General features: G+C 25.9%; 14 protein-coding genes and 1 other annotated feature. Of the genes, 10 read left to right on the top strand and 4 right to left on the bottom strand.

Translation table 11 applies throughout. The features are described from left to right. Positions 1-17: 17 nt before the first annotated feature. A complete protein-coding gene (locus RYM86_RS11685; RefSeq protein WP_315080642.1) occupies positions 18-350 on the bottom strand; it encodes a helix-turn-helix transcriptional regulator in 333 nt (110 codons plus the stop codon). A 153-nt stretch (positions 351-503) separates the two neighbouring features. Between RYM86_RS11685 and RYM86_RS11680 the strand changes: the two genes are divergently transcribed. The 8 genes from RYM86_RS11680 to RYM86_RS11645 all read left to right on the top strand — a co-directional run bounded on the left by RYM86_RS11680 (position 504) and on the right by RYM86_RS11645 (position 6819). Continuing rightward, positions 504-1472, top strand: a complete 969-nt coding sequence (locus RYM86_RS11680; protein WP_315080641.1) for a hypothetical protein — start codon at positions 504-506, stop codon at positions 1470-1472. A gap of 21 nt (positions 1473-1493) precedes the next feature. After that, complete coding sequence (locus tag RYM86_RS11675) at positions 1494-1838, top strand: hypothetical protein (protein ID WP_315080640.1); 345 nt, start codon at positions 1494-1496, stop codon at positions 1836-1838. A gap of 21 nt (positions 1839-1859) precedes the next feature. Then, a complete protein-coding gene (locus RYM86_RS11670; protein WP_315080639.1) occupies positions 1860-2402 on the top strand; it encodes a zinc-ribbon domain-containing protein in 543 nt (180 codons plus the stop codon). Positions 2403-2482: 80 nt separating this feature from the next. Then, the gene (locus RYM86_RS11665) at positions 2483-3289 is read left to right on the top strand and encodes a hypothetical protein (protein ID WP_315080637.1); all 807 of its coding nucleotides are present in this window, start codon (positions 2483-2485) and stop codon (positions 3287-3289) included. Positions 3290-3453: 164 nt separating this feature from the next. Next, positions 3454-4884, top strand: a complete 1431-nt coding sequence (locus tag RYM86_RS11660; protein ID WP_315080636.1) for a phage/plasmid primase, P4 family — start codon at positions 3454-3456, stop codon at positions 4882-4884. Positions 4885-5082: 198 nt separating this feature from the next. Further along, on the top strand, positions 5083-5253 hold the full coding sequence (locus tag RYM86_RS11655; RefSeq protein WP_315080634.1) for a hypothetical protein: 171 nt from the start codon (positions 5083-5085) through the stop codon (positions 5251-5253). A gap of 139 nt (positions 5254-5392) precedes the next feature. Next, positions 5393-5590: a helix-turn-helix domain-containing protein gene (locus tag RYM86_RS11650; protein ID WP_315080633.1), complete on the top strand. Its 198-nt coding sequence runs from the start codon at positions 5393-5395 to the stop codon at positions 5588-5590. 65 nt (positions 5591-5655) lie between these two features. Further along, positions 5656-6819, top strand: coding sequence for a site-specific integrase (locus tag RYM86_RS11645; RefSeq protein WP_315080632.1), 1164 nt, complete (start codon positions 5656-5658; stop codon positions 6817-6819). Between the two features lie 133 nt (positions 6820-6952). Here the strand turns inward: RYM86_RS11645 and asnS are convergent, their stop codons facing one another. Both asnS and RYM86_RS11635 read right to left on the bottom strand, forming a co-directional pair. Continuing rightward, on the bottom strand, positions 6953-8347 hold the full coding sequence (gene asnS, locus RYM86_RS11640) for an asparagine--tRNA ligase (RefSeq protein WP_315080631.1): 1395 nt from the start codon (positions 8345-8347) through the stop codon (positions 6953-6955). 121 nt (positions 8348-8468) lie between these two features. Further along, positions 8469-8704 (bottom strand) — a binding site (T-box leader). A 52-nt stretch (positions 8705-8756) separates the two neighbouring features. Continuing rightward, positions 8757-9455: a metallophosphoesterase family protein gene (locus RYM86_RS11635; protein ID WP_315080630.1), complete on the bottom strand. Its 699-nt coding sequence runs from the start codon at positions 9453-9455 to the stop codon at positions 8757-8759. 272 nt (positions 9456-9727) lie between these two features. Between RYM86_RS11635 and RYM86_RS11630 the strand changes: the two genes are divergently transcribed. Next, on the top strand, positions 9728-10804 hold the full coding sequence (locus RYM86_RS11630) for a Xaa-Pro peptidase family protein (RefSeq protein WP_315080629.1): 1077 nt from the start codon (positions 9728-9730) through the stop codon (positions 10802-10804). Positions 10805-11138: 334 nt separating this feature from the next. Here RYM86_RS11630 and murC read toward each other — a convergent pair whose 3' ends face one another. Beyond that, a complete protein-coding gene (murC, locus tag RYM86_RS11625; RefSeq protein ID WP_315080627.1) occupies positions 11139-12521 on the bottom strand; it encodes a UDP-N-acetylmuramate--L-alanine ligase in 1383 nt (460 codons plus the stop codon). 290 nt (positions 12522-12811) lie between these two features. Here murC and purR point away from each other — a divergent pair, with 290 nt between their 5' ends. After that, positions 12812-13627 (top strand): pur operon repressor, encoded by an 816-nt coding sequence (gene purR, locus RYM86_RS11620; protein ID WP_315080625.1) that lies wholly within the window; start codon positions 12812-12814, stop codon positions 13625-13627. Positions 13628-13669: the final 42 nt, after the last annotated feature.

Here is a 13669-nt window from a genome sequence, read left to right as displayed (position 1 = left end):
TAAGAAATTAAAACTTTTTACTTGTTTTTAAAATGAGAGACCATTAACCTAACCATGTCTAAAATTACATTCTGTTCACTATCAGATAATCCAGAAATAAGTTGATTAATTTCATAATTTAAAACATCAGTATTATTTTTATGAATAGAATCTCTAAGCAAATAATCTATAGAAACATTTAATATACCAGCAAGTCTAATTAATGTATCTAAAGGTACATTTCTTTCTCCACGTTCGATTCTACCTAAATACGAAGTAGAAATATCAAGTTTTTCAGATAATTGTTCTTGAGTTAGATTTAACCTTAATCTTTCTAACTTTATATTATTACCTAATTTTTCATAAATCATAAAATCACTCCTATAGTGATACTGTAGATGTAAATTAGGAGAAAATTAACCGCCTAATAGACGTAAAAATTTGACTATTAGGCATAAAAGAATGTAAAATAATGAGTAGAATACAATAAAATACAATAAATTTAGAATATAGGGGGAAAATAAATGAATGATAATTTACAGCAAAAAAAGTTTTATCAAACAACATGGTTTACCATTGTAATGTTAGTACTGTTTTATCCAGTAGGAATATTCTTCTTATGGAAAAATAAAATTTTTAATAAGGTGGGTAGAGGAATAATTACATTATTATTTATACCTATAATATTTATTAATATATTCTTTTGGATTGGGATGTTTTCAGGGGAATCAAAATCTCTAAGCCAAGTATCAGATAAACAAGTTGAAAAAAGAAATGAGGAAACTAATACTGAATCTAAAGAAGCTGAAAGCAAAAATGAGAGTAAGGAAAATGCTAATTTTAAAATTGAAGATGATAATAGCCAAATATCTTCTTATAACAATATAGAAAAGTCATCAGATTTAATTAAAGATGTTTATGCTTTATATAAAAATTCATCAGAGCCTAAAACAGAAAAATTTTTAAGAAATCCAGATGAATTTACAGGAAAAAATATAATGTACTCTGGAAAAATAATTCAAGTAATAGAGGGTAACAACGAATATCCAACTAATATAATTATTGAGAATAGTATTGATGGAGAAATGGTGAATATACTTTATGATAGAAAAGAAGGACAATCTAGATATTTAGTAGATGATTATATTACTGTATTGGGGACATTTGACAGGATAGAGGGTATGCAAAATTTAATGGGACAGCAAGTACCTGTACCTATAATTGATTGTAATTATATGGACTTTTCATACAACATAAAGCGAATTATTAATGGATGCAAGGCAATGGATAGCATAAGTGTTAATTATAAATTAGAAATGACGGATCAAACTTATGATGAACCCAATGGAAAGTCAGGAAGTTTATTTAAAGTTTATTATAAAGATTCTAAAAAATATGATTCTAGATTATTGTATTCTAATGGTGTTAATACTTCATGGTATATACCTGAAACAGAATCAATTACAGAATATTTCTTTTCAGAGCAATTATAAAAAATAAGAGGTGTTATATAAATGTATTGTCAGCAATGTGGAAATGAGACTAATAATAATGCTATATTTTGTGATAAATGTGGGAATAAAATAATAGAAAATAATTTTCAAAGCAATGATAATTTTATTGAAGAATTTTATATAGAGCCATTAAGTACATCTATAATAAAAGGAATTGATTTCATACCAAATTGTATAGGTAAACTTTTTGGAGCATTTGGAAGTCAAACATATTTTTATTGTCATATTTTTGGGTATTTTGTTTGTATAATAGGAATTCTACCAATATGGATTATTTCATCTATTATAGTCACTTTATATAGAATTTTTATGATTCCGAAATTAAAAAAAGATAATGTAATTTAAGAGAATAGGGGAATAGAGTATATGTATTGTCAAAAGTGTGGTAATAAAGTTAAGGATGAAGCAAAGTTTTGTGATAAATGTGGATTTGGAGTAGAAAATAAATCAGAATTAAATAATGAACAAGAAGAGTTGACTAATAATAAAATAAATAATGCAATATATGATTTTGCAAAAGTAAAACAATTAGGAGCATTAAATATGTTTACTATTAAGTCAAAGACTTATATTGATGATGAGAGGCTTTTAATAAATTCGAGAAAAGATTATTTAGGATTTATAAAAGGAAAAAATAAAGAAGAAAGTGTAAGATTAGAAGATATAAGATATGCTGTCAATAAAAAAAATATGGATTTTATAGATGGAATTTATGCCATTATATTTACAATACTATCAGTTGTATTTGTTAATCCAGTATTTTTAATTATAGCATTGATATGTTTATGGACAGGCTATGGAGAACAGGTATTTGTATACACTAAAAAAAATCAAAAATTAGTAATTTATACTTCGGGTGGAGAATTAACAAAGGATTTTATTGATTTAATTAATTTGAAAATAGTATAATTTAATAGAGTGAATAATTAATACAAAATTGTATTAATTATTCATTTTTTATTTTATATAGTAACGGAGGAAATATAATATTGTTTAAAAGTGAAATGTGTAAAATATATAATACAATATATTCGGAAAATAGAGCAAACAAGGTATTTAACAGTAGAATGGATAAAATATGTAATTTATTAAATGATAAAAGATTTTATAATAAACTTGAAGTGGATGAAAGAGGCTATTATGATAGAGTAATAATGGTAGCGATAAATAAAGAAAAAAATCTAAACTATGAAATAATGGCATTTTTTTTACCACTAATATATGAATATGATTATAAAATAGTAAATTTTTCAAATAATATAAGTGTGAACGAATTTTATACTTGGATAACAAGACTAAGTGATGCACAAATTTTAATAAGAGAAAAATTTAATAATTATATGAAAGAAAATATATTAGATCCAAATATAAGAAAAATAAGTTCTAATATGAAAAAATTACCTAATGAAAAAACAAAATTAATTATTGAGCTTAAAGAAAAATTTAATTTTGATTTGAAAAAAATTGAAGATATAGTTGAATCTAATTTTTATATTAGTGGAGCAATTTATATTAAGTTATATGACTTTATTATAGAAAAATTAGTAAAAGATGATGGAATTGAGGAAATGACACAAAATATAATAAAATATATAAAATATACATCGCCTGCTATAAGGTTAAATATAGTACCCAAATTAGATAAGATATTAAGCAAAGAATTGTTAAAATATAAAGATGAAATATACAAAGTTAATGTATCAGACTTAGATAGTATAGATAATGTTGATATAGAGGTACTTAGTGAGAGAGTTAAAAAAATAAAAAAAGATCTTAGTTTGGGAATAACTAAATAATGAAAATTTATTACTTTTAGTTAAAAAAAAATAATATAAAATGGTAAACAATTTAGACGTTAGATATGAGATTCTATTTATAGGATATATCTAACGTTTTTTTTCTTGAAAAATAATCTATATATTGAGACAAGCTTGAGGATGGAGAATTTTAGGAGGGAATTATGCAAACAAATAAGTTACCAGATAAACAATTAAAAGAAGTTAAACTTAAGAGAATCGGCAATAATAAAAAAAAATTTAAAAAAGAAGATAAATTTTTAATGAAAAATAATAGAAAAAAATCATTGATAGTAATGGAGTATGTTAAATATGTTTTAGATAAAAATAAAATAATTTGTATAAATGAAATTTTATATAAATATAATAAAAAATTGGGATTTTATGAACAAATTGCAAGACATGATTGTGAAGTATTGATTTTTGATTGTATAGAAAAGGAACATTATATTTATATTACAAAAAGAGAAATAGAATTAATATACAATACTATTAAAGTATTTCCTAAGATACAAATAGATAAAAAATTAATAAATAAAATGGAAATTATTAATACCAGATATATAAATTACAAAGATGGTGTGATAGATATAAAGAATAAAAAAACAATAGAACATGATTCGGAATTGTATTTGTTTAATTGCATAAATGCAAATCTAAAAGAGAATTTTGAAGAAATTAAATTTAAAGATACTAAATTTTATAAGTTTATTACAGACATAACTAATGGAGATAAACAGTTGATTAATTTATTAAGAGAAATAATGGGATATACTTTTAGTAATTTGAATAATGCTAAAAAATTCTTTATATTTGAGGGATATTCTAATACAGGCAAAAGTGTTCTTTTGGATTTAATTGAGTTTATAATTGGATCTATTAATGTATCGCATATACCCTTACAAAAATTAAATGAATCTAAATACGTAGCTCAATTGCAAAATAAATTATTAAATGTATGTAGTGAACTTCCAGATGAAGGTATTAAGGACCTTGGAATGATAAAAAATATTGTTAGTCCTAATGATACAATAACTGCTAGACCTATTTATGGAAGTCCAATTAGTTTTAAAAATAAAGCAAAATTAATTTTTGCCACAAATTCTATGCCAGAATTAAATGTTAAATTATATAAGGATACAGAAGCATTTTTTAATCGTGTTATTATTATCCCATTTTTAAATGTAATTCCAAATAAAATACAAGATAAGGAGCTTTATGAAAAGTTAAAAAAGGAAAAGAACTATATTTTTACATGGGCAATTAATGGACTTTTAAAGTATGTAAAAAATGGGTATAGGTTTAGTGAGTGTAAAATATCCGAAAAATGTTTAGAAAAGTATAAAGCAAGTGAAAATATAATAGAGAGATTTATTATGGAAAAAATAGAGTTTGATGAATGTGAGTATGTTTTTACAGATAATTTAAAAAAAGAATTTATAGATTTTGCAAAAGAAAATGGACATGCACATATTAATAACAAAGAATTTAATTTTTTGAAAGAATTTATTAAAGAAAGGTTCTCAATTAAATATACAAAAATTCATAGAAATAATAATAATAAGTGGGGATTCAAAGGGATTTATATAAAATAAATAATTTGAATAATTATTGGAACAATGGAACAATGGCTTAAATTATAGGCTATATAGAATAAATTTAAAGTTAATTTTGGAACTTATATTGGAACAAATAATATTACTTATTTTTAGAAATTAAATAACTTAGAAGTATATATTATATATGTAATAAAGAATATTATAATAAGATTTATTGTATAGGGAGGTGTGATTATGTACAAATATTTATGTATAAATTGTAAATATAATAATCATGGTTTTTGTAAAATAAAAAAAACTGGCGGATTAAAGCAAAATAATATACAATACTGCAATTCTTATGAAATTAGACAATGCTTTAAAAAATTTAAAATAGTAAAATTGAGAAAATTAGATATACAATAAGAACTCATACTAAGTAATTCATTTGTTGCAAATATTAATTTACAACGTTTAATAAGAGGATATGACTATAGAATTTATAGATTGAAAGTTTTAATATTAAAAATACACATTATTACTAGGATGATGGAGGAAGCTTAACATGGAAAATAGAGAGGTATATAATAATAAAACAATGTCAGTTAGAGAATTTTGCAGTGAATATAGAGTTGGAATAAACAAAGGATATGAGATTATAAATAGCAAAGATTTTCCTATGTTACGATTAGGGAGAAAAATAATTATTATAAGATCAAAGGTAGATGAATGGATGGAAACTCAAATTGGTAAGAAATTTTAAAATATCAAAAAATGTACTAGCTTTTAATTAAGTTAGTACATAATTTATTTTAGGAGGAAGAAAGAATGGCTATTAAAAAATCAAATGGAGAAGGATCAATAAATAGATATAAAAATGGATGGAGGGCAACTATAACTATTGGAAGGAGTGCAGATGGTAAATTAATAAGAAAGCAATTTTATGGAAAAACTAAAATAGAAACTATTGAGAAAATGAATGATTATAAAGATAAGAATAAAAGAGGGCTAATTCCTAAAAATGATAAGATTACATTAAGGGAATGGTACAAAACATGGTTGTTTAATTTTAAAGCAAATGAAGTAAAAGCTTCTACTATCCAAAGATATGATGTTATTTATAGAAATTATATAAAAGATAGTGAGATTGGTGGAATAAAATTAAAGGATTTAAATGCCCCAACTCTACAGAACTATTATAATAATCTTATTAAAACAGGCAAAACACCTATGACAATCAAACTTTTAAATAAAGCAGTAAAATCTTGTTTAAAATATGCTAAAAGAATAAACTATATAATAGAAAATTGTTGTGACAATGTAATTTTACCTAGAATTACATATATAGGAGATGAAAAAGTTCAAGTATTTACAGTTGAAGAACAGAAAAGATTTATGGAGGTTATAAAAGATCATAAATATAGACTCGAATTTATTTTAACACTTGGGACAGGCTTAAGAGTTGGAGAATTAGTTGCGTTAAGATGGAGTGATATAGATTTTATAAATAAGAGCTTGAAAGTTAATAAATCTATTGGAAGAGGATATGCATATATAGATGGTAAACGAAAGTTTGTTGTTCAGGAGACAACACCTAAAACACCCTCTAGTATAAGAGAGGTAGCAATACCTGATAAAATAATAGAGAAATTAAAAATTTATAAAAGAAATCAAGATGAGTTCAAAGAGAAGTATAAAGAAATTTATGAAGGTAAGAACTATGTATTTGCTAATGAATTAGGTCAGCATATATTATCTGATACTTTAAGTAAATCTTTTGTTAAGGTTTTAAAGGATAATGGATTTAGACACGTAAAATTTCATTCATTAAGGCATACATATGCTACAAGATTATTTGAAAAAGGTGTCCAATTAAAAACAGTACAAAAACTTTTAGGGCATAGTTCAATAGAAATAACAGCTGATATTTATACTCACGTAATGAATAGTGAAAAAATATCAGCTGTACAAAAACTTAATGATTTATTTTAAATAATAACTCAAATAAATAACTATTTGAATACAATTTCCGCGGGTTGTGTTATTATTGTGTTATTTTATACACTCTTAGTTAAGAATCAAATCTTAAAACCAAGTAAATAAGCCATTTCTAGTTTGAATTTTTCTAGAATTCTGATGTTCCTGGAGTTCTAGGGAATGGTATTACGTCTCTGATATTTGTCATACCAGTGATGTACATGATTAGTCTTTCAAATCCTAGACCAAATCCAGCATGTTTAGTTTCTCCATATTTTCTTAATTCTAAGTACCACCAGTAATCTTCTTTCTTAAGACCTAATTCAGCCATTCTAGCTTCTAATTTATCAAGTCTTTCTTCTCTTTGGCTACCACCAATGATTTCTCCGATACCTGGTACTAAAAGGTCAGTTGCAGCAACAGTTTTATTATCTTCATTCATTCTCATATAGAATGCTTTAATTTCTTTAGGATAATCTGTTACAAATAGTGGCTTTTTAAAGTGTTCTTCAGTAAGATATCTTTCATGTTCAGTTTGTAAATCGATACCCCAAGATACAGCATAATCGAATTCTTTATCACATTTTTCTAAGATTTCAACAGCTTCTGTGTATGTAACTTTAGCAAAGTCTGATGAAACAACATGATTTAATCTTTCTAATAATCCTTTATCAACAAATGAATTAAAGAATTGTAGTTCTTCTGGACATTCATCCATAACATATTTTATAACGTATTTAAGCATTGCTTCTGCAAGTTCCATATCGTCTTGTAAATCTGCAAATGCTATTTCAGGTTCTATCATCCAGAATTCAGCTGCATGTCTTGTAGTATTAGAATTTTCAGCTCTGAATGTAGGTCCAAATGTATATATATTTCTGAATGCTAATGCGAAACATTCAGCATTTAATTGACCAGAAACAGTAAGGTTAGTTTCTTTACCAAAGAAGTCTTTAGTGTAGTCAATATCTCCTTCTTTAGTTAATTCAGGAGCTTTAGGGTCAAGAGTAGTTACTCTAAACATTTCTCCAGCACCTTCACAGTCACTGCCTGTAATTATTGGAGTGTGAGTATAAACAAATCCTTGTTCTTGGAAGAATTTATGTATTGCAAAGGCAGCAACTGAACGTACTCTAAATGTTGCTGAGAATGCATTACTTCTTGGTCTTAAATGTGCAATTGATCTTAAGTACTCAAAAGTATGTCTTTTCTTTTGAAGTGGGTAATCAGAATTTGACATTCCTTCAATAACTATTTCTTTAGCTTGAATTTCAAATGGTTGCTTAGCATCTGGTGTAGCAACTAATGTACCAACAACTGAGATTGAAGAGCTTATTGGTAATTTTGAAATTTCTTTAAAGTTACCTAATTTGTCATCAAAAACTACTTGGATGTTTTTAAAGAAAGAACCATCATTTATTTCAATGAAACCAAAAGCATTAGATGCTCTTAAAGTTCTTATCCAACCTGATATCATTACTTCTTTTGAAAGAAATTGATCAGTTTCTCTATAAATTTTTTTAATTAAAACTGTATTTTTCATTTACATGACCTCCATAATTTAATTCATTATATATTTAATTTATCTATATGATTAACATATAATAATGAGTTAATATTTATTTTATAAAATATAAAAAAGTATAAAAAAAACTCCCGTCCCCGTATGGGACGAAAGTATTATTTCGTGGTACCACCCAATTTGCCATATAACATATAAAATTATATGACTTCTCTTAGATTATTAACGAGGTTGCCCCCGTCTAAGCCTACTAATTATTAAAAACTTTCGGTTAGAAACTCAGAGATGTTCTTCGGAATAGACTTAGTATAAGGCTCACACCATCCCTTATTCGCTAAGACTACATTCTAAACGTACTCTTCTCATCAAAGTAATTACCATATTACATTGTGTATAATTTTACAGTATTTCTTTTACAAATGCAACAGAGTTATTCTAAACCTTTTTCAAAACTTTTAATTAATTTTGAAGGAAAGTTTAATAAAGTCATATCTTTTACGATTCTTGGGTACTCATATTCTAATTCTTTTATCTGAGCTTTTACCCCGCTAATCTCATTTATATCTAACAAACAATAAGTAAGATTAGGTCTACCTATTTTAGGCTTTCCAATACTACCACAATTTATATACATTTTTTCTCCAAAACTTTTAATAGAAGGAATATGAGTATGTGCACAGACCAAAATATCTTCTTCCATAGTTTCTATTATATTTTTAGTATCTTCAGCGTCTTCAAATAAATATTGATTAAGTATGCTTGGACTACCATGAACAAATATTATTTTTTTGCCTTGAATATTAAGACTAATAGATGATGGTAAATTACTTAAAAAATATCTATTTTGTGCTCTAAGCTCATTGTATGTCCAAGGAAGAGAAAAACTATTTATTTCAGTCTCTCGTATAAATGTGTAATCATTATCTATAACAGATTTATCATAATTTCCTTGAATGCAAAGAATATTTCTTCTTTTGATCATTGCTATAACTTCATTAGGATGTGGACCGTATCCAACTAAATCACCCAAACAAATAATTGAATCAACTTTCTCGCTGTCTATATCTTGTAATGCTCTAATAAGTGAATAAATATTTCCGTGTATATCTGAAATTATTGCTATTTTCATAACTAACTCCCCTTATGCTTAAATATAAAATTGTTAAATATATTATATCATTATAATATTATTTTTAGATGCAAAGTTATATAATAAATTTTATAGAATATTTTAATTTATTGTGTACAAATAATATATAGAAAAGCTATGTTTTAAATATTTGCTTATATATTGGATTATGTACAATTTTGATTAAGCATATATATAAATTTTACTAAAACATAGATTAAAAGCAGAAACAAAATTTATTAAAATAATTACTAAATTAAGGGGTTGATTTTATGAAAAACAATAGAGTTTTAAACGTAATAAAAGAAATGGAATCACAAGGACTTTCACAAATCATAGTTACATCACCAGCATCAATTTATTACCTTGTAGGTAAAAGAATTTCACCAGGAGAAAGAATGATTGCACTTTACATAAATTCTTCTGGAAATCATAAATTTATTGTAAATAAACTTTTTCCAATAGAAGAAGACTTAGGAGTAGATATAATTTGGTATACAGATAGCGAAGATGCAGTTGAAGTGCTAAGTAAAGTATTAGAAAAGGATAGAGTCCTAGGTATAGATAAGGATTGGAGCGCTAAATTTTTAATAAGATTAATGGAACTTAATGTAGTAAAAGGCTTTGTAAATTCATCTCCAATAATTGATAGTTTAAGAATGATTAAAGATGCTGAAGAAATCGAACTTATGAAAAAGTCATCACAAATTAATGATAGAGTTATGTTAAAGCTTCAATCACAACTTAAAGAAGGCATGACAGAAAAATATTATCAAAGACTACTTGCAGAAATATACGAAGAAGAGGGCGCTAGTGCATTTTCATTTACACCAATAGTAGCTTTCGATACTAACGGAGCAGATCCTCATAGTGAATGTGGAAGTACGAAGCTAAAGAAAGGTGATACTATAGTTTTAGATATAGGAGGAGTATATAATTATTATTGTTCTGATATGACTAGAACAGTATTCTTTGGAGAAGAACCTAATGATCATAAAAAAGAAATATATGAAATAGTTAAAGAAGCAAATTTAAATGCTATTAAAAAAGTAAATGATGGAGTTAAATTCTCAGAAATAGATGCTGCTGCAAGAAATTATATAGAAAATAAAGGATATGGTGAATTTTTTACTCATAGAACAGGTCATAGTATAGGTTTAGAAACTCATGACAAAGGTGATGTAAGCTCAATAAATCATGAAGAGGTTAAAGCAGGAATGATCTTCTCTATTGAACCTGGAATCTATTTAAAAGATGATATAGGTGTTAGAATAGAAGATTTAGTATTAGTGACTAAAGATGGCGCAGAAATACTAAATTCAGTAACAAAAGAACTTACAGTAATTTAATTAGTACTTTAAATTAAGAATATGTTTATATATGCATAAGTAAAGCTGGACAGAGTAATTAAACTTAAGAACACTAAAATGAGTATAGTCCCATTTTAGCTTGTTCCCAATTAAATTTGTACTGTGTGAAAGTTCATGTTACCAAATGTGAAATTTGGACATTTACTTTTGACAAGCAGCAAATGATACAATACTCATTAAGAGTTCTAAAAGTCCAATTACAATGCCATTTTACCTATTGCATATATAAACACATATTTAAAGTACTAATTAAAAAATGATTGAGGTATTTACTATACTTCAATCATTTTTTAATTATTTATTTAGAATATTATTATTTCCCTTGATTAAGGTATTTTTCTCCAACAATAACAACATCTCCAGCACCAACTGTAAGAAGTAAATCATTAGGTTTAGCATTTTCATTTACATACTTTAATGCTTCGTCATGAGAATAAACATTTGTGCATTTAACGCCTTTAGCTCTTAAAGCTTCTCCTAAATCGTTTGAAGAAACTAATCCAGTATCTTTTTCACGAGCAGCGTAAATATCCATTAAAACAACTTCATCAGCATCAAAAAATGCATCTGTGAATTCATCGAATAGTGTTTTAGTCCTTGTATAAGTATGTGGTTGGAATATACAGAAAGTTTTGTTATGAGGAATTTTCTTTGATGTATTTAAAGTTGCCTTTATTTCTACAGGATGATGGGCATAATCATCTATAACAGTAACACCATTTACTTCTCCCTTATATTCAAATCTCTTATGTGCACCCTTGCATTCTGATAATCCACATATTATATCATCGTAATTAACATCAAATATAAGTGATACGCAAATTGAAGAAAGTGCATTTAATATATTGTGTTCTCCAGGATTATTTAAAGTTAAATCAAATAATTTATCATTATCTTTATACACATCAAAAGAAGCACAACCTTTTTCATTAAAAGTTATATTTCTAGCGGTTACATCAGCATTTTCAAATCCATAACTTAAAGTATTACATTTGGCTTTAGATAAAATTTCTTTTACTCTAGAGTCACCAACATAGCCTATTAAATAACCATCATTAGGAATTAAATTTGCAAATTGTCCAAATGTTTCAGTGATTTCATCTATATCTTTATAGTAGTCTAAGTGATCAGCATCTATATTTAAAATTACTCCGACATAAGGGAAGAAACTTAAAAATGAACGTTTATATTCACAAGCTTCTGTTATAAAGTAATCACTACTACCTATTCTGAAATTACCACCAATAACATCTAATTCTCCACCAACAAGTATAGTTGGATCTAAATTAGCTTTTAAAGTTATATTAGAGAGCATAGAAGTACAAGTTGTTTTTCCATGTGCACCAGAGATAGCAACATTATATTTATGTCCCTTCATGATATTTCCTAAAAATTCTGCTCTATTCATTAAGTCTATATTATTTTCTTTAGCATAAATAAGTTCAGGATTATTTTCAGGTATAGCAGCTGTATAAACTACTAAATCAACATTTTTTATGTTTTTTTCACTGTGGCCTATGTAAATATCAGCTCCAGAAAGTTTTAGTTTTTTTAGTATTTCTGATTCTTTAAAATCTGAACCTGAAACTTTATATCCACTATTTAATAAAACTGCAGCAAGACCACTCATACTGATTCCACCGATACCAATAAAGTGAACTTTCTTATCTCTATCTTTTATAAAATCGAAAGACAAAATATCAACTCCTCTATATTTAATTATATCCTAAACAATACTAGTAAATTACTTTATAACGATATTTGGATACTTATTTATAATTATATACATTTTTCCATAAATGAAATACAAAAAAAACAATTACTCAAATATTCTATGCTATTTTTTAAAATATGTGAAGGATTTTTACAATTAACAACCTTTATGTTTAAAAAACATTGATATTAAGTAAAATTTAGAATAAAATATGAATGTTAAGTATAATTAATCAAAAAATAATTCGTGAATAATTAATGTGGGTGATTTTTATGGAAAAATTAAGCAGGAACAACCGAGTGGTTGCTATAACAAAAATTTTAATAGAAAATTCAAATAAAATAATAGGTTTAAATAGGTTTTCAGAATTGTTAAATGCCGCAAAATCTACTATAAGTGAAGATATAGTTATAGTGAGAGAACTTTTAGAAAAACTTAAGATGGGAAGAATAGAAACAATTGCTGGAGTTGCAGGTGGTATTAAATATATTCCGATGATAGGAGATGATGTAGCTAGAGACTTTGCATTAAAGCTATGTGATCAATTAAAAGATGATGGAAGAGTAATACCAGGTAACATAATATATATGACTGATGTTATGTATAATCCAGAGATTATTAGTACTGCAGGGGTCATGTTATCATCGTGTTTTCAAGATAAAAATGTAGATTATGTTATAACTGTTGAAACAAAGGGAATTCCATTAGCTTATGAAGTAGCTAGGAATTTAGGCGTACAATTAGTAATAGCTAGAAGAGATAGTCAATTTACAGAAGGAACTACTGTTAGTATAAACTATGTATCCGGAAGTAGCGGAAGATTACAGCAAATGTCTCTTTCTAAAAAATCTATGAAACCTAAAAGTAGATGTATATTTATCGATGATTTTATGAAAGCTGGAGGAACAGCTCTTGGAATTAAAGATTTATTAACAGAATTTGAAAGTGAATTAGTAGGAATTGGTGTGTTAGTGGATAATAAAGAGATTAATAAAAAGTTAGTTGATGAGTATGTTTCAATAGTAGAATTAAAAGATGTTGATAAAGAATCAATCTTAGATATTCAGCCTTCAAAAAGATTTTTATAATAATTCGTATAAATAAAACAAATTTTCTAGTATTTAGATAAT

The sequence above is a fragment of the uncultured Clostridium sp. genome, assembly GCF_963527835.1.
Lineage (GTDB): Bacteria > Bacillota > Clostridia > Clostridiales > Clostridiaceae > Clostridium.
Note: the sequence above shows the minus strand (reverse complement) of the source record. Positions and strands in the feature narration are given on the sequence as shown.

Bases quoted from the DNA above. Each gene is read 5' to 3' on its own strand.
- RYM86_RS11655 (WP_315080634.1), top strand. From the start codon at position 5,083: ATGTACAAATATTTATGTATAAATTGTAAATATAATAATCATGGTTTT.
- RYM86_RS11650 (WP_315080633.1), top strand. From the start codon at position 5,393: ATGGAAAATAGAGAGGTATATAATAATAAAACAATGTCAGTTAGAGAA.
- RYM86_RS11645 (WP_315080632.1), top strand. From the start codon at position 5,656: ATGGCTATTAAAAAATCAAATGGAGAAGGATCAATAAATAGATATAAA.
- RYM86_RS11660 (WP_315080636.1), top strand. From the start codon at position 3,454: ATGCAAACAAATAAGTTACCAGATAAACAATTAAAAGAAGTTAAACTT.
- RYM86_RS11675 (WP_315080640.1), top strand. From the start codon at position 1,494: ATGTATTGTCAGCAATGTGGAAATGAGACTAATAATAATGCTATATTT.
- RYM86_RS11680 (WP_315080641.1), top strand. From the start codon at position 504: ATGAATGATAATTTACAGCAAAAAAAGTTTTATCAAACAACATGGTTT.
- RYM86_RS11670 (WP_315080639.1), top strand. From the start codon at position 1,860: ATGTATTGTCAAAAGTGTGGTAATAAAGTTAAGGATGAAGCAAAGTTT.
- RYM86_RS11630 (WP_315080629.1), top strand. From the start codon at position 9,728: ATGAAAAACAATAGAGTTTTAAACGTAATAAAAGAAATGGAATCACAA.
- RYM86_RS11685 (WP_315080642.1), bottom strand. From the start codon at position 350: ATGATTTATGAAAAATTAGGTAATAATATAAAGTTAGAAAGATTAAGG.
- asnS (WP_315080631.1), bottom strand. From the start codon at position 8,347: ATGAAAAATACAGTTTTAATTAAAAAAATTTATAGAGAAACTGATCAA.
- RYM86_RS11635 (WP_315080630.1), bottom strand. From the start codon at position 9,455: ATGAAAATAGCAATAATTTCAGATATACACGGAAATATTTATTCACTT.
- purR (WP_315080625.1), top strand. From the start codon at position 12,812: ATGGAAAAATTAAGCAGGAACAACCGAGTGGTTGCTATAACAAAAATT.